The sequence below is a fragment of the Streptomyces sp. NPDC050564 genome, assembly GCF_044457265.1.
Classification (GTDB): Bacteria; Actinomycetota; Actinomycetes; order Streptomycetales; family Streptomycetaceae; genus Streptomyces.
In genome coordinates this window covers 34,984-56,920 of the sequence record NZ_JBITGS010000030.1, presented here as the reverse complement: position 1 = coordinate 56,920, position 21,937 = coordinate 34,984, and the positions used below count along the sequence as shown (strand labels likewise).

19 protein-coding genes and 2 pseudogenes are annotated in these 21,937 nt (G+C 69.3%); 13 read left to right on the top strand and 8 right to left on the bottom strand.

The features are described from left to right. Positions 1 to 24: 24 nt before the first annotated feature. Both ACIBK0_RS37215 and ACIBK0_RS37210 read left to right on the top strand, forming a co-directional pair. On the top strand, positions 25 to 897 hold the full coding sequence (locus tag ACIBK0_RS37215) for a hypothetical protein (protein ID WP_399089800.1): 873 nt from the start codon (positions 25 to 27) through the stop codon (positions 895 to 897). A gap of 67 nt (positions 898 to 964) precedes the next feature. Then, the gene (locus ACIBK0_RS37210) at positions 965 to 1,801 is read left to right on the top strand and encodes a hypothetical protein (RefSeq protein WP_399089797.1); all 837 of its coding nucleotides are present in this window, start codon (positions 965 to 967) and stop codon (positions 1,799 to 1,801) included. 9 nt (positions 1,802 to 1,810) lie between these two features. Here the strand turns inward: ACIBK0_RS37210 and ACIBK0_RS37205 are convergent, their stop codons facing one another. After that, positions 1,811 to 1,945 carry a hypothetical protein gene (locus ACIBK0_RS37205; protein ID WP_399089794.1) on the bottom strand — a complete coding sequence of 45 codons (135 nt, stop codon included), beginning with the start codon at positions 1,943 to 1,945 and terminating at the stop codon, positions 1,811 to 1,813. Between ACIBK0_RS37205 and ACIBK0_RS37200 the strand changes: the two genes are divergently transcribed. The 3 genes and pseudogenes from ACIBK0_RS37200 to ACIBK0_RS37190 all read left to right on the top strand — a co-directional run. Then, a complete protein-coding gene (locus tag ACIBK0_RS37200) occupies positions 1,944 to 3,743 on the top strand; it encodes a M48 family metalloprotease (protein WP_399089791.1) in 1,800 nt (599 codons plus the stop codon). The genes ACIBK0_RS37205 and ACIBK0_RS37200 overlap by 2 nt on opposite strands. A 299-nt stretch (positions 3,744 to 4,042) precedes the next feature. Beyond that, on the top strand, positions 4,043 to 5,242 hold the full coding sequence (locus tag ACIBK0_RS37195) for a beta-1,3-glucanase family protein (protein WP_399089788.1): 1,200 nt from the start codon (positions 4,043 to 4,045) through the stop codon (positions 5,240 to 5,242). A 184-nt stretch (positions 5,243 to 5,426) separates the two neighbouring features. Next, positions 5,427 to 5,778: pseudogene (locus ACIBK0_RS37190) on the top strand (RNA-guided endonuclease TnpB family protein); the annotation flags it as partial. 201 nt (positions 5,779 to 5,979) lie between these two features. Here ACIBK0_RS37190 and ACIBK0_RS37185 read toward each other — a convergent pair. Beyond that, positions 5,980 to 6,903, bottom strand: coding sequence for a LysR family transcriptional regulator (locus ACIBK0_RS37185; RefSeq protein ID WP_399089785.1), 924 nt, complete (start codon positions 6,901 to 6,903; stop codon positions 5,980 to 5,982). 423 nt (positions 6,904 to 7,326) lie between these two features. Here ACIBK0_RS37185 and ACIBK0_RS37180 point away from each other — a divergent pair, with 423 nt between their 5' ends. The 4 genes and pseudogenes from ACIBK0_RS37180 to ACIBK0_RS37165 all read left to right on the top strand — a co-directional run. Next, positions 7,327 to 7,629 carry a muconolactone Delta-isomerase family protein gene (locus ACIBK0_RS37180; RefSeq protein ID WP_399089782.1) on the top strand — a complete coding sequence of 101 codons (303 nt, stop codon included), beginning with the start codon at positions 7,327 to 7,329 and terminating at the stop codon, positions 7,627 to 7,629. Between the two features lie 379 nt (positions 7,630 to 8,008). After that, the gene (locus ACIBK0_RS37175) at positions 8,009 to 9,178 is read left to right on the top strand and encodes a YbfB/YjiJ family MFS transporter (RefSeq protein ID WP_399089992.1); all 1,170 of its coding nucleotides are present in this window, start codon (positions 8,009 to 8,011) and stop codon (positions 9,176 to 9,178) included. Between the two features lie 138 nt (positions 9,179 to 9,316). Next, positions 9,317 to 9,922, top strand: coding sequence for a GPP34 family phosphoprotein (locus ACIBK0_RS37170; RefSeq protein WP_399089779.1), 606 nt, complete (start codon positions 9,317 to 9,319; stop codon positions 9,920 to 9,922). 162 nt (positions 9,923 to 10,084) lie between these two features. Further along, a pseudogene (locus ACIBK0_RS37165) lies at positions 10,085 to 10,280 on the top strand (ABATE domain-containing protein); the annotation flags it as partial. 138 nt (positions 10,281 to 10,418) lie between these two features. Here ACIBK0_RS37165 and ACIBK0_RS37160 read toward each other — a convergent pair. Continuing rightward, positions 10,419 to 11,480 (bottom strand): alpha/beta fold hydrolase, encoded by a 1,062-nt coding sequence (locus ACIBK0_RS37160; protein ID WP_399089776.1) that lies wholly within the window; start codon positions 11,478 to 11,480, stop codon positions 10,419 to 10,421. 263 nt (positions 11,481 to 11,743) lie between these two features. Here ACIBK0_RS37160 and ACIBK0_RS37155 point away from each other — a divergent pair, with 263 nt between their 5' ends. After that, entirely contained in the window at positions 11,744 to 11,923 is a 180-nt protein-coding gene (locus ACIBK0_RS37155; RefSeq protein WP_399089773.1) for a hypothetical protein, read from the top strand. Positions 11,924 to 12,293: 370 nt separating this feature from the next. Here the strand turns inward: ACIBK0_RS37155 and ACIBK0_RS37150 are convergent, their stop codons facing one another. From ACIBK0_RS37150 to ACIBK0_RS37140, 3 genes are read right to left on the bottom strand one after another with little or no spacing between them, the layout of a single operon-like run. Next, entirely contained in the window at positions 12,294 to 15,095 is a 2,802-nt protein-coding gene (locus tag ACIBK0_RS37150) for a hypothetical protein (RefSeq protein ID WP_399089770.1), read from the bottom strand. Next, positions 15,092 to 16,204 (bottom strand): AAA family ATPase, encoded by a 1,113-nt coding sequence (locus ACIBK0_RS37145; RefSeq protein ID WP_399089767.1) that lies wholly within the window; start codon positions 16,202 to 16,204, stop codon positions 15,092 to 15,094. Before ACIBK0_RS37145 ends, ACIBK0_RS37150 begins: the two co-directional genes overlap by 4 nt. A 23-nt stretch (positions 16,205 to 16,227) precedes the next feature. Next, positions 16,228 to 17,682 (bottom strand): VWA domain-containing protein, encoded by a 1,455-nt coding sequence (locus tag ACIBK0_RS37140; protein ID WP_399089764.1) that lies wholly within the window; start codon positions 17,680 to 17,682, stop codon positions 16,228 to 16,230. A gap of 155 nt (positions 17,683 to 17,837) precedes the next feature. Here ACIBK0_RS37140 and ACIBK0_RS37135 point away from each other — a divergent pair, with 155 nt between their 5' ends. Then, positions 17,838 to 19,034, top strand: coding sequence for an RNA-guided endonuclease InsQ/TnpB family protein (locus ACIBK0_RS37135; RefSeq protein WP_399089761.1), 1,197 nt, complete (start codon positions 17,838 to 17,840; stop codon positions 19,032 to 19,034). Between the two features lie 29 nt (positions 19,035 to 19,063). Here the strand turns inward: ACIBK0_RS37135 and ACIBK0_RS37130 are convergent, their stop codons facing one another. Next, positions 19,064 to 20,482 (bottom strand): hypothetical protein, encoded by a 1,419-nt coding sequence (locus ACIBK0_RS37130; RefSeq protein WP_399089758.1) that lies wholly within the window; start codon positions 20,480 to 20,482, stop codon positions 19,064 to 19,066. Continuing rightward, on the bottom strand, positions 20,452 to 20,955 hold the full coding sequence (locus ACIBK0_RS37125) for a hypothetical protein (protein WP_399089755.1): 504 nt from the start codon (positions 20,953 to 20,955) through the stop codon (positions 20,452 to 20,454). The genes ACIBK0_RS37130 and ACIBK0_RS37125 overlap by 31 nt, the downstream gene beginning before the upstream one ends. Before the next feature lie 341 nt (positions 20,956 to 21,296). Here ACIBK0_RS37125 and ACIBK0_RS37120 point away from each other — a divergent pair, with 341 nt between their 5' ends. Next, positions 21,297 to 21,479 (top strand): hypothetical protein, encoded by a 183-nt coding sequence (locus ACIBK0_RS37120; RefSeq protein WP_399089752.1) that lies wholly within the window; start codon positions 21,297 to 21,299, stop codon positions 21,477 to 21,479. A 211-nt stretch (positions 21,480 to 21,690) separates the two neighbouring features. Continuing rightward, positions 21,691 to 21,933, top strand: a complete 243-nt coding sequence (locus ACIBK0_RS37115) for a hypothetical protein (protein ID WP_399089749.1) — start codon at positions 21,691 to 21,693, stop codon at positions 21,931 to 21,933. Positions 21,934 to 21,937 lie beyond the last annotated feature (4 nt).

Below are 21,937 nucleotides of genomic sequence, written 5' to 3'. Positions count from 1 at the left end.
ACCAGGCGTGGGGGAGGGGATGTCATGTCCGTCATGACAGGTGTACGACGGCTGCCCGGAATCGCTCGGGTTCGCCTGGTCGCAGCGGTCTGCCTGGGGCTCATATGCGCCACGCTGACCGGGTGCGGGGAGGGAGGCTCACCACATGCCGCAGCGTCGTCGGAGCCACCCAGCACCTTCGCCTCCAGTCCGACGGCGTCCCCCTCACCACCCGAACCGACGCCCTCGGTCAGTGACGCACCGACGACCGAGGCCGACGACCCGGTCACGCAGTCTGCGCAGGACGAACCGGCGACCGACGAGGCGTCGGACGCCTCGGCGCTGTGGGGCAAGGCGTACAGCGGTACGGCCGACATCTCCGTCGACATCTACGACTACTGCAACGCCGACGGCTCTCGTCGCCTGGCCGACAGCCAGACCTACTCCCTGGCGAGCACGCTCAACCTGAGCCGGCCGCGGACCGGCGGTGACGAGACCGAGGACAACCCGTTCTCCCTGCTGTTCGCGGCGGGCGATCCGTCCCAGGCCGGTGCGGTGTCGTTCTGGTCCTCGGCGGTCGGCACGACCTCTGGCCAGGACCTGGCGGGCAACCCCAGGGATCCGCAACTGCTGTTGACGTACTGGGATGTGAGCTGGTCCGACGGCGAACTGGACGCCCGGCTGACCGACCCGCACACCCACGAGGCCGTGGCTCTCAATCTGCTCAACTGGCCCAGCCCGGTCGTGGCCTGTCGGTCCGACCTCGGCCAGTTGCCCGGAGGTTATCCGCACGCACTCGCCTCCGGTACGACCTTCGCAGGGCAACTCGACGGCTCCACAGCATCTTTGACGGCGGAGGGCAGCAGCACCGACAGCCTGATCCAGTTCCGCTTCGAGTTTGAAGGGACCGCCTCGTGAGGCGCCGGGCGTGGGGGACCGGAATCAAGGAGACGGGACACAAGGAGACCGGACGCGGGGAGGCCGGATGACGACGACCGAGCGACTCGACCTGTGGAGCGTACGGATCGCCGCGTGGGCCGCGCCCGGTGAGACCGCGCTGGCCGCTCAGACCACTCGGGCCTACGCCGCGGGTGGCAGCACGCGCTGGAATCTCTTCGCTTCGCGCGGACAGGCACCCGGCGGGATGGGCGGCGGGACGGTCTCCGTCCTGCCCGCGGTGCTGGACGGGCTGGCCTACGCAGCTGAGGCCATCAAGTCGGCCTTGGGGAGCCCGGAGTTGAGCAACGCGCTGTCCGTCACTGGGCTGTTGCTCGGACTGCGGGCGCAGCGGTCCGAATCGTCACGACACACCGTGGACGGAAGTGACCCGGTGTTGCCACGACACGCTGGGGAGGGAGGCGACCCGGCCTTGCCGCGACACACGGACGGGGACGGCGGCGCGGATCGGAATGCGAGCGGGGATGCTGCGGGCCGGGCCGGTCAGGTGCACAGTCCTGGCCCGGATTCCACCACGGACGACACCCGGGCATCGGCAGCGCCCACGATGCAGGTCATGCGAGCCGCCCTGCAGATGAGCGGACGGCTCAGAGCCCGGGGGATCGAGCCGTCCGAGGCCGATGAGTTGGCCGCCCGGGTGAGCGCCCAGTTGCTCGCCCACCATGACCCGGCCGAGGTGGTGGCATTTCTCGACGCCCTCGTGGCCGAGGAGCCGCCGCAGCCGGCCGTGCCCGGGGCCCACCCCCGGCGTACCGGACTGCACCGGCTCACTTCCGCCGCGTCGGGCCTGCGTTCTCGCTTCGGACGGCCGCGCACGAGGGGCCCCCGACCGTCGTCCGGTCCGGACGGAACGAACCACGGATGAGCCAATTGCCTACTGGACGCTTCCACCCCTCGCGTCGACACGGCGGACACCGCCGCACGACATCATGATCGGGTCCCCGCCCTCCCGGCGCGCCCGTTCGTGCAGTCCGCCTCCGTGGTTGTGGCTGATGTTGCTCCTGTTCATGACACAGGTCCCCTCACTGATCGGTCAGACCTTCGGGGTGGGCACGGGGCTGGGCCAGTTCGACGGGGCGCACCGGGGCCGCTTCGTCACAGCGATGCTCAGCCTGACGCAGTTCCTGCCCCTCTTCTTCCTCCTGGCAGCGGTCATCGCGATCTTCGCACCGCGGTTGCGCTGCCACTTCGTGGAGCGGCGCTACGGACTGATGCCCGACCATCCGCTGATGGCCCCGGCGGCAAGGCCCACGCCGGCGCCCGGCGAAGTCCCTGAACCGCACTTCCACGACCGGATGACGGCCTTTCTGAATGAGCACGCACCGGGCACCCAACTGCGGCTGAGCACCCAATCCGGCCTCTCCGCCCGCGTGTACCCGAGCAGTTGGCGCGGCACCCGGGTCGGCGTCTTCGCTCCGCTCGTCCACCTGTGGGAGACGGACGTGGAGGCGGCCCACGCGGTCCTCCTCCACGAGCTCGGGCATCTGCGCCGCGGCGAACAGCATGTCGCCGGGCTCGGCAGCCCCTTCACCACCCTCGTCCGCGTCTGGCCGTACGTGCTCGGGGGCATGGTCGCACTCCCCGTCACCATGTTGTTCGTCACCGGCGATGCGACCGCCCGCCTGACGCTCGCCGAGGTTGTCCTGGTCCTGTTCAGCGTGCCGAAGGTGCTGCTCCTCGTGGTGGCCGCGCTCTGGTCGGCGGAACTGGGGGCGGACCGGTACGCCGCCGAGGCCGTGGGGCCCGGCACGCTCGTACGCGCGCTGCGTCGCCTGGAACAGGGGGATCACGGAGGGCTCGCCCGGCTCTACCATCCGCCCGTAAGGGCACGGATCTGGTTCGCCTCGCGGGGGGAAAGCGGCCGGGCGCAGCTCCTGCTGACGCTGCTGTGGCCGGCCGCTCTGCTCGCTCAGCCGCTGCTTGCCATGCTGGGCGCGATGCCCGCGTACGTGCTGCTGGGCGCGTCGCAGGATCGCGCCACCAGGGAAGTCCTCGCGCTGGCCCACGACACGCTCACGACGGACCCAGCATGGTGGGCGACGCTCGCCGCCGTCCTTGTGTGGCCCCTGGCGACCAGCGTCCGATCCTGGGCCGGAGGCCGGCCCGCGTTCTCCATCTCGCCGAGGGTGTACGCGACAGCCGCACTGTTCCCTGCGGTTGTCCTGCTCGTCGGACTTCTGCCCCTGACGTCCCGCCCGGCCGGGGACGTCTTCGCCGACGGTCCTGACGGGCGCGCCACCGCGTCCACGGGGGTACCCAGCCAGGGCGGCGGCTCGGCCGACGGCACGTCGACGGCGTGCCCCAGCCGTTCGGCCCCGGCTGATCCGCCGCGTCCTCCCGGGCTCCCTTCCTTCACCCGGGAAGGCCCGGCGGCGCCGGGTGGGTCGGCGCCGCACCCGGCGGACGGACCGCGCACCTTCCGTACCCTGAACGTCACATCCGTCGAAGCGCTGTCCGGATCCAAGGTTCAGGCCCAGGACCTGGGCGACCGTCTCCGCGGAGCCCGCTGGACACTGCACAGGGACGGCAGTCTGAGCGCAGACGTGGCCGGTGTCCCCGTCCTGCGCAGTACCGACGTCAGCGACACGACTCGCTGGCTCACCGGGCGGCGCACCGAACGGACCGACGTCAGCGCGGCCACGACCTGGATGGAGGCCCGCCTCGTCCTCGATACGCACCAGCCGCCACGACTTGACGTCATCAGGGCGGCGACGCAGGCCATGCGGGCCGTGGTCGACTGCCGTGAATTCACGGCCATGTCAAGCACGGCACAGCGCCTGTCCCTGACGCTGGGCGAACAGCCTTAATGGCGGGTTAAGCATGCCTTAAGCAATCTTCCGTCGTGTTGGTTACCTCAAATAATCCCAGGTCAGGGGGACTTGACCATCTCGCGCGGCGGTTGGCCGCGGAGTTGTTCGTGCGTAGCATCGGGGCCCATCGGCGGCGCCCGCGGCTCGCAAGAGAGCGCTCTCAAGACTGTGAGGATCGACCACTGCGCGAACGGCCCTGACAACGTTGCCTTAGGAGCCGGTCGTCATCGACCGCGCTCTTCTCCCCATCCCCCCACCGCCTCGTAGAGGCACAAGTACTCAGGAGCACAACGCACATGACATCTCGTCACCAGCGCAACCTCAGTCGCCGCAAGCTGTTCATCGCTCTGGGCGGTGCGGCCGTCGCCGCTCCAGCCCTCGCCGCCGTCGCGCCGTACGCCCTTGCCGGAACGACCGACGGCTCGACCAGGGCGGCCGCCGGCTCGCTGCCCCTGACGATCGTCAACAACAGCGGCTCGTTCGACAACGCGTCGGTGCACGTCTACATCGTCGGCAACCAGGACGGGAAGCAGGTCCGCGTCACCCAGGACGGCATCCTGGCGCCCATATCCCTCTCGGACAACGGCGCGGACGGCTTCACCGACTACGCCCTCGCGCTGTCCGACAGGGGGGAGACACAGCTCTCCCTGCCCTACATGTCGGGCCGTATCTACGTGGCCCTGGGAGAGAAACTGAAGTTCAAGGCCGTGGCGGACGGCAATGGCAACGCGGCCCTGCAGTATCCGGCCGGCTGGGTCACCTCGGACCCCAACTACGCCGTGCTGCACGACTGTGCCGAGTTCACTCACAACCCGTCCGGCATGTTCTGCAACACGACGATGGTCGACATGTTCAGCGTGCCGATGAGCATCCGGCTGAACGGCGAGAAGGAGCAGACCACGGGCACCGTGCGCACCGGCGGACGCGCTGCCGCCTTCGCCGCCGTACGGCAGATCGAGGACTTCGCGCCGCTGGTGGTGGACGACGTGCGTGTCATCGCCCCCGGGCACGGCCTGGACGCCGGCCTGTTCGCCAAGGACTACTTCGCCCCGTACATCGACGAGGTCTGGAGCACCTACACCGGAAAGGACCTCACCGTCACCACCAACGCCGGCACCTTCACCGGCCGGGTGCGCGCCGACAGGTTCACCTTCGACGGCCCCGCCTCGGTCTCCTTCGGCAAGCCCTCCAGCCGCGACGTCCTCTTCTGCGACGGCAACCTCGCCGCGCCCAACGACGGCACGACCGGCCCGGTCGCCGCCGTGCTCGGCGCCGGCTTCAACCGCTCCACATTGCTCAGCAACCCGGCCCAACCGACCACCAGCGCGGGCGACTTCTACAAGACCGAGCTCACCAATCACTACTCCAAGGCGATCCACGCGGCGACCGAGGACGGCAAGGCCTACGGCTTCGCCTTCGACGACGTCGCCGACTTCGCCTCCTACATCCAGGACACCGCGCCCACGGCGATCCGCCTCACCGTGACACCTTTCTGAGCCGGTCACCTGATTTCTCTGTCGATGCCCTGGCCTTGAAGCCGGGGTGCAATCGGATTCCTGGAGCAGGGCGGGGACAGCGGATTGCCGTCAGGGCGATTCGGTGTCCAGTCCTATGGCGGTGAGCATTTGCATGTAGATCAGTAACTCTCAACTGTCGTACCTCCGGGGTGGGTTGGAAATCATGACGACACGAGCGCAGACGGGCGGGCATGCCGGGTACGTCCGGTACACCTACCGTCTGCGTGTGTCGTCCACTGCGCGGGGGTCGGCTCCTGGCGGAGTGGGACCGGTGCCGGTGGATCTGGAACGAGTGCGTTGCCCGCGCGAAGAAGGCCCACCGGGACGGTGAGAGGTGCGGTCCTGCGGCACTCGACCGGATGTTGACCGAGGCCCGGCGGACAACGCCGTGGTTTGGCGCGGGGAGTTCGGTTCCGCAGCAGCAGCTCATCCGCGACTGCGGCAAGTGCCGTGCGAAGGCGCTCAGGGACATCAAGGACCGTCTTCCGGCGTACCGCAGAGCGGGCAGGCCTCGGTCTCGTCCGGGAACGCCTTGCGTCGCACCTTGGTGACAAATACCAAGTGGACATGCAGGTGGTGGTCAACGTGACGTCCAGTGCGTCGATGCTCCCCAAGGAGAACCGTCCGCTGGCCGCGGCCGATGTGGCGATACGTCAGGCCCGCAAGGAGATCGACGGGCTCGCGTGCTCCCCGCCCAGGCCGCGGCCGGGCGCAGGCTACTGCCTGTGCGGGTCGTCGTCGGGCAGCCAGGCGTCGGGCGCGTGGATGCCGAGGTCGCCGACGCCGTTGGTCAGGGCGTCGACGACCGCCCGGACCGCGGCACGTTCTTCCCCACTGCGCCAGACCAGCGACCAGGTCCAGTAGACCTTCGGCGCGATCAGTGGACGCTGGACCAGGTCGGGTGGCAGCGGTGTGGTCTGGCCCTTGGGAGAGTTGACGACCGGGCGGCGGCTGCGGCGGACGTGGTCGAAGAACGCGGGACCGGTGACGCCGCCGTCGCGGATGCGGACCGCGCGGACACCGGTGCTGTGGGACAACTGTTCCGCGAAGGCGTTCCAGGACGCCCACGACGTGGTGTCGTCGTCGAGCAGAACGACGGCGTCCTGGGTCCGTACGTCGCTGCTGTCGTCGCCGGTGGCGACGGCGTAGAGCCGGTCGGCGCCGAGGAGCCGGGCCTCCAGCCCCTGTCGTTCCAGCTCCGTGGTCCCTGCCCAGCACACCGCCAGGTCGAGGCTGCCGTCGGCGACCCGGGCGGCCTGGGTGTGCGAGGGGGCGACCCACGCGTCGACGTGCAGTTGGGCCACCGCGGCGGTGCGGGTGGTCAGGTCCGTGGGCAGCCAGTTGACATAGCCGAGACGCACCGTCTCCGATCCGGCCAGCCGGCCCGCGCGGCGCTGGAGGTCGTCGGCTCGCTCCAGCAGATCCCGGGTGTGCGGGAGCAGAGAGGCGCCGGCCGGGGTGAGGGCCACGGAGCGACGGTCCCGGTCGAACAGTCGTACACCGAGGTCGCGTTCGAGCGCCTTGATCTGTTGCGAAAGTGAGGGGCCGGCGATCAATAGTCGCTCGGCGGCCCGGCCGAAGTTCAGTTCCTCGGCGACCGCGACGAAGTACCGCAGCTGGCGCAGCTCCACGTTCGCCATGCTACGTCCGTGGAAGGCTCGGCCTACCACCAGGGAGGACCCCTGTCGTGGCGGTTGCCCTGGTGTCGGGCCCACGATGGACTCATGGAAACGCGACAGCGCGTCACCGCAATGACCCCGGCCGACGCTCGGCCGGCGATCGCGATGCGGTCGACCGGCAACCTCGCTCCGGCCGCGCCCCACCCGCCGCCCGGGCCGGACGGTTGCGACGTCGAACACTTCGCCCATCGCGCTCCTGTTCGCCGACGGCGCTGCTGTGACCGGACACCCAAGTCTCAGGGCGTCGGCACCGTTGTCGCCGTAGCTGCGGACGACGGCTGGTACCGCACCGCTTGATCGGCCATCGATCGACAACACAGACCCGCTTCACCACGCACGGCGTTCCCGCTCCCCGGCGAGCGCCCGGTCCCTGGGAGAAAGATCATGCGAGAGTTCCTGGTCGAGATCACCACCGACATTCCCGAGGGCACCAGCCAGGACGAGGTCGACCGGCGGCGCGCCGCCGAAGCCGTCCGCGCCAAGGAACTTGCCGCCACCGGCAACCTGGCGCGGCTGTGGCGGCCGGTCGGCGAACTACGCAGCCTCGGTATCTGGCGTGCTGCCGACGAGGACGAGTTGCACGAGAAGGTGCTCGGCACGCTGCCGCTGCGCCCGTGGATGACCCTCAACGTCACCGCGCTCGAGTCCCACCCGAACGACCCGGGCAGGGCCGACGCAGCGTCCTGACGATCCACCCCGCTGTCCGTACTTCCCGTACTCGCCACTTCCCGTACTCGCCGCTGCAGGGACACGGCTGCGCCGGTGGGGGTAGGCCCTGCCCCGAATTCGGGGATCACCTTACGAGGACGTTGTCATGAGCGCGCAGATACGGCGCCCCACTCCCGCCGGTGCGGGAACCCCCGGATCAGGAACCTCTGAAACTGAAACCCCCGACACGGGAACGCTCGAAACGGCAGCCCCTGAATCAGAGACGCTCGGAACAGCAACCCGCGAAACACCAACCCCCGAAACAGGAATGTCCGAAACAGGAATGCCCGAAACGGGCACCGCACCCCAGTCACCGTGGGCCCATGTTGCCCGCGCCGCCGCCGCGCTGGCGGCCGGCATGGGCGTCGGTCGGTTCGTCTACACCCCGATCCTCCCCCTGATGCACAGTGGTGCAGGGCTGTCCGCCGGTGCGGGCGCGAACCTTGCCACCGCCAACTACGTCGGCTACCTCGTCGGTGCGCTCGCTGGAATCCTGGTCCCTGGGCTGGTTCGCTCACCCACGGTTCTGCGCGCTTCCCTGGTCGTCCTGACCGGCACTCTGGCCGGGATGTCCGCCACACACAGCACGGCCGTGTGGATGATGCTGAGGCTGCTGGCCGGGGGAGCCAGCGCTCTGATCTTCGTCATCGCGGTCAGCTCCCTCCTCAGCCACCTCCGGGACCGGCCCGCCCATCTGCCCGGGTGGGCCTTCGGAGGAGTGGGTGCCGGTATCGCCCTGTCCGGGCTGCTGGTTCTCATCCTGCGAATCGTCGCCGACTGGGAGGCCGCCTGGTGGGCCTCGGCCGGCCTCACGGCACTCCTCGCCGCGGCTTCGTGGAACCTCCGTCCGGAAATCCGTGTCTCGGCCCCCGGAGAATCCGGGGCGGCACCGGTCAGCCCGTCCGCGCAGCGCACCCACCGCTGGTTCGGCGCCCTGTTCACCAGCTACACCTTGGAAGGAATCGGCTACATCGTCGCCGGTACCTTCCTGGTCGCGGCGATCGGACAGAGCTCACCGGGCTGGGTCGGCAGCGGTGCCTGGGTGCTGGTCGGCCTCGCGGCCGTGCCGTCCTCGGCGCTGTGGGCCCGGATGGGACGCCGCTGGTCCCGCCCAGACCTGCTGCTCGCCGCGCTCGTCGTCCAGGCTGCTGGCATCGTCCTGCCCGCCCTCGTCGAGGGAGTGGCAGCCGCTCTGGTGTCCGCGTTCCTGTTCGGCGCGACCTTCCTCGGTGTCAGCACCATCGCTCTGGCCGCAGGCGCCCACCTGCAGTTTCCCCGTTCCGTCGCCCTGCTGACCACCGGGTACTCCGCCGGTCAGATCCTCGGGCCTTTGACCGTCGCTCCTCTCCTCCACCACGGCTACCACCAGGCCCTCGTCCTCGCGGCGGTCGTAGTCGTCGCCGCAGCCGTCGCGGCGGCCGTTCTGCGCATCGGCTTCCCGCACGGGTCGCGCGTCGTTCGGAACACCGCTCCGGGACTGCCGTCCGTACCGGCAGCAGCCGCCGCGGCTTCGACCGACCGCCCCTGAAGAACCCGCGCTACAGTCGACCCTGTACGTGACCATGGACGTGAAGTGCCGTTTCCGAAACGCCCTCTGTGGCGTCCGGCGGGACTTCGCGCCCGGCGCAACCGCCGCCGTCGCCTCCCCCCTGACGTGGAGCCGTTGATGAGCACACCGCGGGACCTGTTCGTCGTGGCCATGGATGTGGAGCTCTCTCGTCCCGTGGAGCCGGGCGACCTGTCGCTCGCTCTCGCGGGAGCCGAGGTGATCGACCTCATCGCGGCCCAGGCCCTCACGCTGGACGGCGATCTCCTCGTGCCCGGTGGCGGGTTGGAACCGGCTGATCGTCTGTTGGCCGAGGCTGCCTCGTCCCTCACCCGACAGACGCCTTACGAGTCGGTCGAGGACTGGCTGTGGCGCAGAGGGCGTGGCCTGTCCGCGGCGTATCTGGCCGACCTTGAGGCGGAGGGGCAGGGCACGCGCAAACGCCGCCGTTGGTTGCCTTCCCGGACAGGTCACACGGCGCCGGCTGATTCACCCGCTCGCCGTAGCGCGGCCGACCGCTGGGCTTCGCAGGAGCCCGTGCTCACCGCTCTCGCGACGGTCGTCGGCATCACTGACAAGTCGGCGGAAGACTTCCCGAGCGTCACTGACGACGCGGTGCTGACCGTACTGGCCGCCGTCGACGACGCCGTGACGGAACTGGTGGCCGTGCGACAGCGGCGGGCCATCGAAGAAGCAGCCTTCGACAACATCTGGCGAGCCCCGTGACGCGGCGTCGGCAAGGCCGTGACGGCCCTGTACGGCTATGTGGCCGACGCCCTGGCGGGGGCGTCGGCGCGGGTTGCGGCAGTGTGGCCGGGCCAGGGGCTCCCTTGTGCGAGCCTTACAGGTAATCACAGTCACCTGTCAAAATGGTGACGCGAGCCTGGGCATGCCTTTCCGTGCGGAAGTCCCGCCCTCGACTTCGCCGCGACGCTTGGCGCCCGCCGGTCGGCACGGTTCGAAATGCGCGTGTCGCCGCACCGGCTGCACGCCTGGTACATCGAGTCCGGCATCGTCGACGCCGTCACCCCCGAGCCGTGATTCCGATGTCGAAGAGGCGGTCGCCGTTCGGGAGGCCATCTATGACAAGCCCAACGCAGCTGCCTACCGGGCACGCAAGAAGCAGCATCATCGCGAGCCTGCCGCGCGCTGATGGATACCGGGCGGGAGCCCGGCACCTGTTGTTGTCGCGGGGGGTGTCGATGCTCGGGGCGCTCAGGGCTCAGCGGCGTTGGAAGCCGTCGGCCTCGACCACGGCTTCGGCGAAGGCTTCGGGGGCCTCCTGGGGCACGTTGTGTCCGATGCCTTTCAGGGTCCTGTGTGCGTAAGGGCCCGAGAACTTGTTCCGATACGCCGCTCCGTCCCCGGCGGGAGTGAACGGATCCAGTTCGCCATCAAGAGTGACCGTGGGAACGTTGATGACGGGCCCTTGGGAAAGCCGCTGCTCAAGAGCGTCGTATCGCGGATCGCCCGCTGCGAGACCCAGCCGCCAGCGATAGTTGTGGATCACGATGTCCACGTAGTCGGGGTTCTTGAAAGCCGTGGCGGTGCGCTCGAACGTGGCGTCATCGAAGTGCCACGACGGGGAGTTGAACTTCCAGACGAGCTGCGCCAGATCGTGCCGGTATGCCTCGTTCTCGAGCCCGAGCCGTCCCCTTTCGGTGGAGAAGTAGTACTGGTACCACCAAGCCCACTCGGCCGTGGGTGGCGCCGGCTGCTTGTTGGCTTCCCTGTTGGTGATGACGTACCCCGTCACGGAGACCAATGCCTTGCAGCGTTCCGGCCACAGTGCGGCGATGATGTCGGCCGTCCGGGATCCCCAGTCGAACCCGGCGAGGACCGCCTTCTCGATTCGCAGCGCGTCCATCAAGGCGATGACGTCGAGAGCGACCACCGACTGCTGCGCATTGCGGAACGTCGCGCTGGAGAGGAAACGCGTCGTCCCGTGGCCCCGCAGGTGGGGGACGATCACTCGGTAACCCCGTGCTGCGAGCAGCGGGGCAACGTCGACATAGCTGTGGATGTCGTAAGGCCATCCGTGCAGAAGGATGACGACGGGGCCGTGGGCGGGCCCGGCCTCCGCGTAACCGATGTCGAGGACACCGGCCCTGATCTGCCGCACTGAGGCAAACGACGTGTGCCGCTGCTCGGGCGTCGAGGGTGTCGGCGAGCTCCCCTGACCTGTGGCTGCTTCCGCCGGTGTCGAAGCCGTGGCCCAACCGGCCCACGAGGCTCCGACCGCACCCGCACCAGCGGCCTTCCCAAAGCTTCGCCTGTTGAACATCAGGGATCTTCCCTCCGCCGTCATCGGGCAGTACCAGCCTCGCGCGATTGCGGGGCTTGCGCTCGATCAGCGGCCCCTGGCATGTGTCATGACCCGTGGGTAATGACCCTGACGGAATCCCTTACACCTGTCAGAGCGGTGACGAAGGTAACCAGCTGCACTCCTCTGTGCAGTAGAGAGGTATTTCACCTCTACATGTCACTGTCTTGACGGGTGACAGATTCAGTGCGAGCATCTTCACCACTCAAGCCGAGGAGGGCGAGATGACGCGCGAGGAGAAGAAGACTTCGGACGCCGCCGAGGTCCTGCGCCATGCACGGTTCGGCAGGTTGCCGGAGCGAATCCGTCTGGAGGACACGGTGGAAGAGAAGCCGGCCACGGCGCCGGATCCGGCGCAGCACGCCTACAACCCCGACGAGTGGCTCGTCCGAACCTGCCTGTGAGGCGAACGTGAAAATCCCCAAGATCCTCACGAGCCTGGCGGCAGTCCTCACGGCGGTGGTGATCGCCTTCGGCTGCTTCGCGCAGGTCTTCTGACACCCTGCAGTACGTGGGCGCCGGAGCGCGGACTTTGCTCACGGCTCAGTCGGACACACCGGGTGCACGGCCACCTGGTGATGCGCATGCTGGAACCCGCTCGCAGGTCGCGCTCCTGGTGCGCACCACGAGCAAGCTCCGGCGTGATCAGATGCCGCCGGGTGCGTCCGGATGCCCCGGCACCGCCCCAGCCGATGAGCCCGCGCGGCCCGAACCCCGAGTCCGGGCCGCGCGGGGTGGACGTCACGGCCTCCACCGCAGGCCGCCCCGCCGATGTCATGCGTCGGCCAGCAACACCTCCAGCGCCACGGCCGTATCCGGATGGCGCCCGATCAGTTCCGCGCCCCGCGAGTGAGGAGCCGCCGGCTCCCACGCCCCGTCGCAGCCCAGCAGGCTCGCCACCGCGTCGCACGTCGCGGGGTGGGCGGCGAGCAGCGTGACACCGCGGTTGCCGTCCCCGCACCACTGGGGCTGTGCGGCGACCGGCTCCGGCTGCGCCCGCCACGGCGGCACCCACTCGTCCAGCATCGCGAGCCGGCCGGGAATGATCCGCCCGGCCTCACGGATCAACAGCGGGGCGAGCTCGGCGCCCCCCGATCGCAGGGTGGTGATCAGGGTCGGCAGCCACGGCAGGAGCACCGGGTCCGGCAGCCGTCCGAACGCGTTCGACACCGCCTCCACGACGAAGTCGGTGAGGCCGGGGACGGGCTCCAGGGCGTGGACGAAGCCGCTGAGATAGCGCGGATAGGCGTGCACCACCAAAGGGTTGGCCAGCAGCTCGTCGCACCTCGCCCGAAGGTCCGCGCGGGAGAGGCGCCCGAGCTGCACCTGAGCCGCCCACAGCAGCGCCGTCCTCGACGGCTCCTGCGGGTGTGACTGGGCGACCGCCAGCTCCAGTTGGGCCCGGTCGCAGCCCAGCGACAGCGCCAGGCTCTCCATGCTGAACAGGAAGCCCAGCATCGCCGCCACTTGGCGGACGGTGGCGTCGTCGTCAGTGAACGCCGTCGGCAGCAGGGTGCAGTAATGCGCGTATCCGGTCTTGACGAAGGACTCGATCCACGGTGGCAGCACCGGCTCGCTGGTGCGGTAGTACGCCAGCAGCCGCCGGACCCGGCGCAGTACGTCCGGCGCACCGTCCACGCTGCGCTCCGCCGACAGCACCTCCAGGGCGCGGGTGCCCAGCTCGTCGGCGAGGCGGCGGCTGCGCAGATACAGCGTCGCGTCCTCCACGGCTTCCAGAACGGTCGCAGCCGTGGCCTGCGGGGCGTACGCCGCGCGGCGCAGTCGCTGCTCCAGGACCTGCTCGATGCTGACGCCTTCGTAGCCGAGCTCGATGAGCGCACGCTGGTGGGTGCCCAGCGCCAGATCCCACGACTCCTGGATCGGCCGCTCGCCAAGTCTCCGCTCACCCATGATCGGCCGCGCGGCACCCTGCGGCATCAGGTAGCGCAACATCCACAACACGTCGGAGCAGCGCTCCAGTTCGGGCTGAGAGGCGATGTCGAGCAGCGCCCGTTGTACGCCGCGCTGCTGGAGCCTCAGGTTCAGCGGCGCAAGCCGGTCGTGCACGTCGCGGGCCAGAGGTGGCAGCGCGTCGTAGCCCACTTGGCCGATACGGTCGCCGCCCATCATGATCTCCACGAGCCGGCGCACATCGCGCCGACCGGGCACGGCGTCCTTCTCGATGCAGGTGACGGCCGCGTCCTGGAAGTCGTACGGCGTCGGCTTGGCCCGGTCGCGCATCCCGGCCAGCAGGATCGACGTCTCGAACACCGCGATGGCGTCGGCCGTGGAGGCGAGATAGCCGTTGCGGCGCGCGGCGCGCACGATCTCCACCGACCAACCGAGCAGTTCGGCCTCGTCCAGCCTGTCCAGGACGGGCGGTTGCCGCAGGAATCCGGTCAGCTTGTCCGAGGGCGGGACCGCCGGTACGGGAGCAGGCGCAGCCGCGCTCTTCTTGGCCTTGGACTTCCTCGCGCCGGCCTGACCCGCCAGACGGTACGGCTCCACACGCGTGCGCTTCACGTTCTTCGCCCAGACCGTGGCGGCGATCGACACCGAGCCCGCGGCGAGGCCGAACTGCGCCTCGATCGCCGCGTGGCTGGACGGAATCAGACCGTGCTGCCACTTGGTGGCGCTGCGCGGGCTGATCTCGAAGGTGTCTGTGCCCTCGACGCCGAACTCCGCGACACGGCTTGCCGCATGGAAGGCGCCGCACACATAGAGGCAGTCCGCGGGATCGGTGCCCGTCGCGGAGAGGTGCTCGCGCATCCTGGTCCACATGTACCGCTCGCGGTCCTCGTCCACGCGCACCCGGTGCGGGTCACCAGGTGCCAGGCGTCGGAAGAGGCTGCCGATCAGGAGCATGACCTGGCGGTAGGTGTCGTGATCGCTGTCGCCGAGCGGCAGTTCGACGTACTGGTGCCACCACTCCGACCAGTGGCGCACCCTGCCGTGGCGCAGCAGGTGCTCCTCCAGTTCGGCGAAGCGCGGCCGTAGATCGCCGATCTCCACACCGACCGCGTCACCGTGCAGCGCGGCCTCCTCCTCGGCGGGCGGTGCGTCCGGATCGGCTGGCTCGGCGTCGTGTTCGGCGCGTGCGTCCCACTGGAAGACGTGGTCCGAGGAGCGGTCGACGAGAACCAGTTCGACACCCGGCGTGTCCAGTGCGTAGGCGATCGCCTGGTACTCGGCCGAGGCCTCGGTGATCGGTGCGACCACCGACAGCGGGGACCAGTCGGCCGGGAAGCCGTCGACCTCGGTCGCGAACGCCTGGACCGCCACCGGCAGCCTGCAGTTGCGCAGTTCGGTCAGCAGCGGCGCCATGTCCTCGCACAGCTCCAGGTACACGACCTTCGGCTGCTTCTCGCGCAGGCGACGTGCCATCGCGATCGCCGAGGCGGGCGAGTGGTGGCAGACGGGGAAGATCTCCAGCGGCTCGCGCACAGCGCGGTCGACGTCGTCGACGATTCCGAGGAGGATGCCCTCCAGGGCGTCGGGCCCGTCGGCGAACGTCCCGGCGGCCCCCTGCAACTGTGCACGCAGTGCTTCGAAGGTCCCCTCGTGCATGCCGGTCATGACAGGGTGGCGATCGCGTCGCGGCCGCCCTCCAGGAACTCCGGCCAGGATCCGCCCTCTTCCTTGCTGCGCGGCTCGACGACGCCGTGCAGGTACTTGTTGAGGATGGCCAGGTCCTCGGGCTCGCGCCGTGCCAGTGACCCGACGAGCGAGGAAGCCAGCGTACGGGCGGTCAGGGCGCGTTCGCCGAAGAAGTTGCTGTGCAGGATGGCGTCCTCGAGCACGCCGATCTGTTCGGCGGAGGACAGTGCGGACTCCAGCTTCTCGTCGTCGCTGCCGGCCGCTGCCGCGGAGGCGCGCAGGTCGGCGAAGCTCTGCAGCAGCACGTCGAGCAGCGTCGGCGGCACGTCCAGCTCGATCTGGTGACGGCGCAGCAGTTCCTCGGTGCGGAAGCGGACGATCTCCGCCTCGCTCTTCTTGTTCGTCACCACTGGGATGCGGACGAAGTTGAAGCGGCGCTTGAGCGCCGAGGACAGGTCGTTGACGCCCCGGTCGCGGCTGTTGGCGGTCGCGATGACCGAGAAGCCGGGCTTGGCGAAGACGATGTTGTCGCTGTCCAGTTCGGGAACGGAGATGTACTTCTCGGAAAGGATCGAGATCAGCGCGTCCTGGACGTCGCTGGTGGAGCGGGTGAGTTCCTCGAAACGGCCGATCGCGCCGGCCTCCATCGCGGTCATGATCGGTGAGGGGATCATCGACTCCCGCGACTGGCCCTTGGCGATGACCATGGACACGTTCCACGAGTACTTGATGTGGTCCTCGGTGGTGCCGGCCGTGCCCTGCACGACCAGCGTGGAATTGCGGCAGATCGCGGCGGACAGCAGCTCGGCCAGCCAGCTCTTGCCGGTGCCGGGGTCGCCGATGAGCAGCAGGCCGCGGTCTGAGGCCAGGGTGACGATGGACCGCTCGACGAAACTGCGGTCGCCGTACCACTTCTGCGGGATCTCCCGCTCGAGGCCGTCGGCGCGCTCGGAACCCAGGATGAACAGGCGGACCATCTTCGGGGACAGCCGCCAGGAGAAGGGCTTGGGGTTGTCGTCGATGGACTCCAGCCAGTCCAGTTCCTCGGCATACTTGATCTCGGCAGGGGCGCGCAGCAGGTCGGACATGTCAGGGCCTTTCTCAACTGGTATTAAGCGAGGAACGTCTTGAGTTCGTGGACGAGCTTGCGGATGTGGCCGGAGATCACCGGCGTACCGAGGTCCTTGAAGCGCTCCCGGAACCACGGGTTGACACTGCCGCAGCCGGAGCTGGTCACCGAGCCGACCGGGATGAACTTGGCCCCCGAGCGGTGAATGGCGGCCATGCTCTCGAACAGCTGCTCGGTCCGCCATTCGTAGAAATCGGAGATCCACACCACGACGGTGTTGCGGGGCTCGGCGATCTTCGGCTGAGCCAGCGCCATGGCGACCGTGCCGTCGGTACCGCCCCCGAGGTTGGTGCGCAGCAGGCTCTCGAAGGGGTCGTGCACCCACGGCGTGAGGTCGAGCGCCTGCGTGTCGTACGCGATCAGGTGGACGTCCACCTTCGGCAGCCCGGCGAAAATCGACGCCAGGATGGTGCAGTTCACCATCGAGTCGACCATCGAGCCCGACTGGTCCACGACGACGATCAGCCGCTGGGGCGTCGTCTTGCGGGCGGTGTGCCGGTAGTAGAGGCGGTCGACGTACAACCGCTCCTCCTCCGGGCTCCAGTTGGTGAGGTTCTTCCAGATCGTGCGGTCGAGGTCGAGGTTGCGGAACACCCGCTTGGGCGGGACAGAGCGGTCCAGGTCGCCTACCGTGGTCTTCTCCACCTGGGTGCGCAGTACTTCGGCGACCTCGTCGACGAACCGGCGGATCAGTGCCTTGGCGTTGGCCAGGGCCACGCCCGAGAGGTTGTTCTTGTCCCGCAGCAACTGCTCGATCAGCGACATGCTCGGCGTCAGCTGCGCGGCGAGCTTGGGGTCGGCCAGCACCTCGCGCAGATGCATCCGCTTGACGAGGTCGGCCTCGATGGCGCCGAGTTCCGGGCCGATCGCCGGAATCAGCCGGCTGAGATCGGGCGTCGTGCGCGGGTTGCCGGTGCCGGTCGGGCTGATGCCCGGTCCTGCGGCGCCTGCTCCGGGCCGTCCGCCGGCGCGGCCGCCGCGCAGTTCGCCGGGCTTGCAGCCGAGTGTGAGCTCCAGCCAACCCGCGTCGGACTGCCAGCGCGCCAGCTGTCCGGCGGTGACGGTGCCGGAGCCCGAGGCGAAGACGTTCAGCAGCACCTTCGACACCAGGGCGGCGCGCCGTACTTCGGCTACCCGGTCGCGCGCACCGTCGTCGGCGGGCTCGGGCGCCATCAGACCGTCGAACTCGCAGGCCAGCTCCGGGTGGCGCTGCACGATCGAGTCGACGGAGGCCTGCGGGTCCAGCAGCGCTGACGGCAGACCGATGTCCTCTACGACAGCGAGGCTCGCCGATTCCAGCGTCCCCTGCTCCTCGTGGTCGAAGAGGCGGGCGAGGAGCCGCCAGTACAGGACCTGACGGCGGTTGTCGTGGGAGTCCACCTCGCCGTTCGGTGGGGACGCGTACGGGGGCGATTCTTCGGTCGCGTGCTCCGTCATCGGGATTCCTCCGTGTATATCCCGGCCTTCAGGCCGGGGAGGAAACGGACTCCTTCGGAGCAGGGCAGGGTAAGCCGGTTTGCCGTCGGGGCGGACCGGTGTCCGCTCACACGAACCCGCAGAGAGTCACTGGCTGTTGCGGTAGTTTGTGAGTCGTGCCTACTCACGTGAAGCGGGCGTTGAAGTACCGCTTTTATCCGACGGATGCGCAGGCGGCTGAGCTGTCGCGCACGTTCGGGTGCGTGCGCAAGGTGTACAACATGGCGCTCGCGGCCCGTACGGAGGCGTGGGAGCGGCAGGAGCGGGTCAACTACCACCAGACGTCTGCACTGCTGACGCAGTGGAAGCAGACCGAGGAGCTGGCCTACCTCAATGAGGTGTCGTCGGTTCCGCTCCAGCAGTCGTTGCGGCATTTGCAGGTGGCGTTCACGAACTTCTTGGGCAAGCGGGCGAAGTACCCGCGGTTCAAGTCGCGGAAGAAGTCCCGTAAGAGCGCGGAGTACACCACCAGCGCGTTCCGTTTCCGCGAGGGGGAGCTGACGCTGGCCAAGATGGCGGAGCCGCTGGGCATCGTGTGGTCCCGGCCCTTGCCGGAGGGTGCGAAGCCGTCCACGGTGACGGTGTCGCAGGATGCGGCCGGGCGCTGGTTCGTGTCCCTCCTCGTCGAGGACCCGGCCATCCAGCCGCTTGCCGGTAACGGGAGGGCGGTCGGTATCGACGTCGGCCTCAGCCACCTCCTCACCCTGTCCACCGGAGAGAAGATCGCCAACCCCTTGCACGAGCGCCGCGACCGCGCCCGCCTCGCGCTCGCGCAGCGGCGCCTGGCGAAGAAGGCCCAGGGCGACGGAGCCAACCGTGCCAAGGCCCGTCGCAAGGTCGCCAGGATCCACGCCCGGATCACCGACCGCAGGCGCGATCACCTGCACAAGCTGACCACCCGACTCGTGCGTGAAAGCCAAACGCTCGTGATCGAGGACCTGACGGTCCGTAACATGGTCAAGAACCGGAACCTCGCCCGCGCCATCAGCGACGCCGCGTGGACGGAGTTCCGCAGCATGCTGGAGTACAAAGCTGCCTGGTACGGGCGGGAAGTGATCGCGGTCGACCGCTTCTTTCCCTCCTCCAAGCTGTGCTCCCACTGCGGCACCCTCGCCGAGAAGATGCCGCTCAACGTCCGCACCTGGACGTGTGACTGCGGCACGGTCCATGACCGTGACGTCAACGCCGCGAAGAACCTTTTGGCCGCCGGGCTGGCGGTGTCTGTCTGTGGAGCTGGTGTGAGACCTCAACGGGAGTCCTCCCGGACGGGGCAGTCGGCAATGAAGCAGAAACCCCCACGGCGCGAGCCGTAGGAATCCCCTCCTTCAGGAGGGGGAGTAAGTCAATTCCGCAACAGCCTCCCCGCCCGCTCCCGCAGCACGGCCACCGCGTCGGTGGCGGCCTTCTCGGCCTTGACGCCTGCCTTGTCGGTGGTGGCCCCGGCCCATCCTCCGGCGTGGATCGCGACAGCCTTCTTCCGTACGGTCGTCTCGACGGCCAGCGGCTGGACGCGATACGCCCCGGTGTCCCAGCGGAGCAGCCCGATGCACGCGCCGGAGGTCGCGACGGCCTCGGGGGTGAGCGGCCCGGCGGTCGGAATCCGGTCGGTGTCGACCACGAGGGAGTGTCCGGCGACGGTGAACGTGAGAGCGTCGTCGTCGCTCCGGGCGACGTAGCCCTCAAGGAACACGGGGACCGCGATGCGCGCCGGGTGCCGGTCGAGCGGTGCGGTTGCCGCGTCGGTGGCGGTCGGCAGCGCGACGCGAGCGGTGGCGAAGGCGTCGGCGGGCTCGCTCGGGCCTGCGTGCTCGTCGCTCCAGATCAGGTCGCCCTCGGCGGTGACCGGCATGCCCACGAGGTCCATCGAGCGGCCTTCGCTGACGGCTGCGAGGAGCGACATGTGCGGGCGCAGCAGCTGCCACAGGCCGGCTCCTACGACCGTGTCGGGCTTGGGCACCGACACACTGGCCCGCACCAGACGGGGCACGGCTCCGTCGGCGGGCTCGAACACCGCGTGGACCTGCGCCTGTCCGGCGGTCGCGTGTTCCTGCAGGTCGACGCCGAGGGGCAGGAGGCGGCCGGTGGCAGTACCGGTCGCGGGCCCGTCGGCGGCGCCGGGCAGCGTCAGGAGCATCGCGCGCGACCAGAGGTCGCCCCAGCGGCGTACCGGGACACGCTCCAGGGACGCGCCCGGGCAGGACGCGGCGAGTTCGGCGGCGAAGCCGTCGAGCAGCGTTGCCAGGCGACGCAGGGCCGGGTCCGGAAGCATCGCGGAGATGATCTGTGCCGACCCGGAGACCACGTCGTGGTCGATTCCCTGCCATCCCGCGCGCGCCAGATCGGACAGCCAGGAACGGGCGGCGTCGAGCAGATTCACCGCTTGTGGCTCGTTGGCCGAAGGGGCGGTCTCCTCGCTGCGGGTGCGGCCGGTCGCCTCGTCGAGGCGGCTCACGAGGGCGTCGTGCACGGAGCCGAGCAGTGCCGTGCGAGCGGCGGCGAGGGCGATGAAGTGGTCTTCGTCGGCGGCTCCGGCCGCCGTCTTCTCGGCCGCCTCGGCGACCCTGGCGGCCAGCGGCGTCCCCGCGACAGCGTGGGCGAACTCTGACAGTCCGGCGGCCTGAGCGGGTTGGGGACGGAGCAGGCCGGCGACGAGAGCCCGGTCGAAGGCGTCGACGGCCGCCAGGGCTTCGTCGAGCCCGGCGATGGGCTCGGACAGCAGGTCGGCGCGCATCACGCCACCGCCCTGGTCGGCGGGAACCACTGCATCTCCGGCAACGGCGCGGTGCTCGGGGCGAGTTCCAGATAGGCCAGATGGCGCAGGAACCGGCTGAAGACGGGCGCGGCGGCCTTGGTGTCCCCCTGCGATGGACGTGTGTTGCTCATGGCGGCCGCGATGGTCTGCGCGCTGGGCTCGCCGTCCACGGTCTCGACCCTCAGGTAGCGGGCGACGCGCTCGGCGCCGTACTGCAGCGCCGCCTCGTTGATCAGGGCCCGGATGTGATTGCAGAACGAACCCCGCGCGCCGCCGCACGGGCGGTTGTTGTTCGTACTGCAAGCGAACGCGTAGGTGCCGACCCTCACTGACGAGACGTAGACCCGCTCGATGTCCGAACCGCTGGACACCACGCCCTGCAAGCGTCCGTCGGCCAGCTCGACGAACGGGACTTTGGCCAGCTTGCGCGGCCGTGCGGGTGCTATTACCCGTGCCGTGCTCGACCTCTCCCAATCGGACAACGCACCATCTCCTATGCACCCAGGGGGACTTCCGCACCACAGTGGTGGGACACGAATGAACATAGTGGCGACCACTGACAACGCCCGATCGCGGACGCACGGCCGCGTCGGGCATGCTCGTTCCGATGGCCCGTGAAGCCGCTGCGCCGGTTGGTACGGACGCCCGGACGGGGAGGCCGACGGCCTCGGTGCTCATGGGCGGGCCGCGCACAAGCCGACTCGCAGAATCCACTACGACGTGTGCCAGGTGTCAGTCACAGGAGTCGACGCCCCTCGACTCTCGGCCGCTGTCGCCTTTCGGCGGGATTCTTGCAGGCGTGGAGGGGCCGGGTGGCGTCGCGGTGGTGAAGCTGGTGGTGCAGGTGAAGCTGCTGCCGACGCCCGTGCAGGCGGCGGCACTTGAGGCGACCCTGCGCGCCTGCAACGAGGCGGCCACCTGGGCCGGCGGTGTGGCGTTCGAAAAGGATGTGAAGAACAACTTCGCGCTGCGCGAGCACACCTACCGTCAGGTCAAAGCGCGGTAGGGGCTGGGCGCGCAGGCCGCCCAGCGCGTCATCAAGAAGACGTGTGACCCGTACGTGACGCTGAGGGCGAACCTGCGGGCCGGACATCTGGGCAGGCCGGGCTCCCGGAGGTACCGGAAGGCGGCCGGGAAGCCGGTCGTGTTCCGGCCGGAGGCGCAGGCGCAAGGAGGCGCGACGGGCCCGAGACATCAACCACAAGATCGCCAAGCATGTGGTGGCCGAGGCAGAACGCACCGGTCGCGGCATCGCCCTGGAGGATTTGACGGGCATCCGCGAGCGGGTACGGCTTCGCAAGCCCCAACGGGCCACCCACGCCAGCTGGTCCTTTGCGCAGCTGGGGCAGGGAGTTGTGGCGACGCGGGGCGCAGTCAACCGCCCCAGACCCACCCCCGAAACCCGGCCGTGGGACAGGACGCAAACGCAGCACCACAGCCAGTGGCGTTTGTTGTGCTAGCCCG

Coding starts and splice junctions, on each gene's coding strand:
- ACIBK0_RS37215 (WP_399089800.1), top strand. CDS start 25: ATGTCCGTCATGACAGGTGTACGACGGCTGCCCGGAATCGCTCGGGTT.
- ACIBK0_RS37210 (WP_399089797.1), top strand. CDS start 965: ATGACGACGACCGAGCGACTCGACCTGTGGAGCGTACGGATCGCCGCG.
- ACIBK0_RS37200 (WP_399089791.1), top strand. CDS start 1,944: ATGACACAGGTCCCCTCACTGATCGGTCAGACCTTCGGGGTGGGCACG.
- ACIBK0_RS37205 (WP_399089794.1), bottom strand. CDS start 1,945: ATGAACAGGAGCAACATCAGCCACAACCACGGAGGCGGACTGCACGAA.
- ACIBK0_RS37195 (WP_399089788.1), top strand. CDS start 4,043: ATGACATCTCGTCACCAGCGCAACCTCAGTCGCCGCAAGCTGTTCATC.
- ACIBK0_RS37185 (WP_399089785.1), bottom strand. CDS start 6,903: ATGGCGAACGTGGAGCTGCGCCAGCTGCGGTACTTCGTCGCGGTCGCC.
- ACIBK0_RS37180 (WP_399089782.1), top strand. CDS start 7,327: ATGCGAGAGTTCCTGGTCGAGATCACCACCGACATTCCCGAGGGCACC.
- ACIBK0_RS37175 (WP_399089992.1), top strand. CDS start 8,009: ATGGGCGTCGGTCGGTTCGTCTACACCCCGATCCTCCCCCTGATGCAC.
- ACIBK0_RS37170 (WP_399089779.1), top strand. CDS start 9,317: ATGAGCACACCGCGGGACCTGTTCGTCGTGGCCATGGATGTGGAGCTC.
- ACIBK0_RS37160 (WP_399089776.1), bottom strand. CDS start 11,480: ATGTTCAACAGGCGAAGCTTTGGGAAGGCCGCTGGTGCGGGTGCGGTC.
- ACIBK0_RS37155 (WP_399089773.1), top strand. CDS start 11,744: ATGACGCGCGAGGAGAAGAAGACTTCGGACGCCGCCGAGGTCCTGCGC.
- ACIBK0_RS37150 (WP_399089770.1), bottom strand. CDS start 15,095: ATGACCGGCATGCACGAGGGGACCTTCGAAGCACTGCGTGCACAGTTG.
- ACIBK0_RS37145 (WP_399089767.1), bottom strand. CDS start 16,204: ATGTCCGACCTGCTGCGCGCCCCTGCCGAGATCAAGTATGCCGAGGAA.
- ACIBK0_RS37140 (WP_399089764.1), bottom strand. CDS start 17,682: ATGACGGAGCACGCGACCGAAGAATCGCCCCCGTACGCGTCCCCACCG.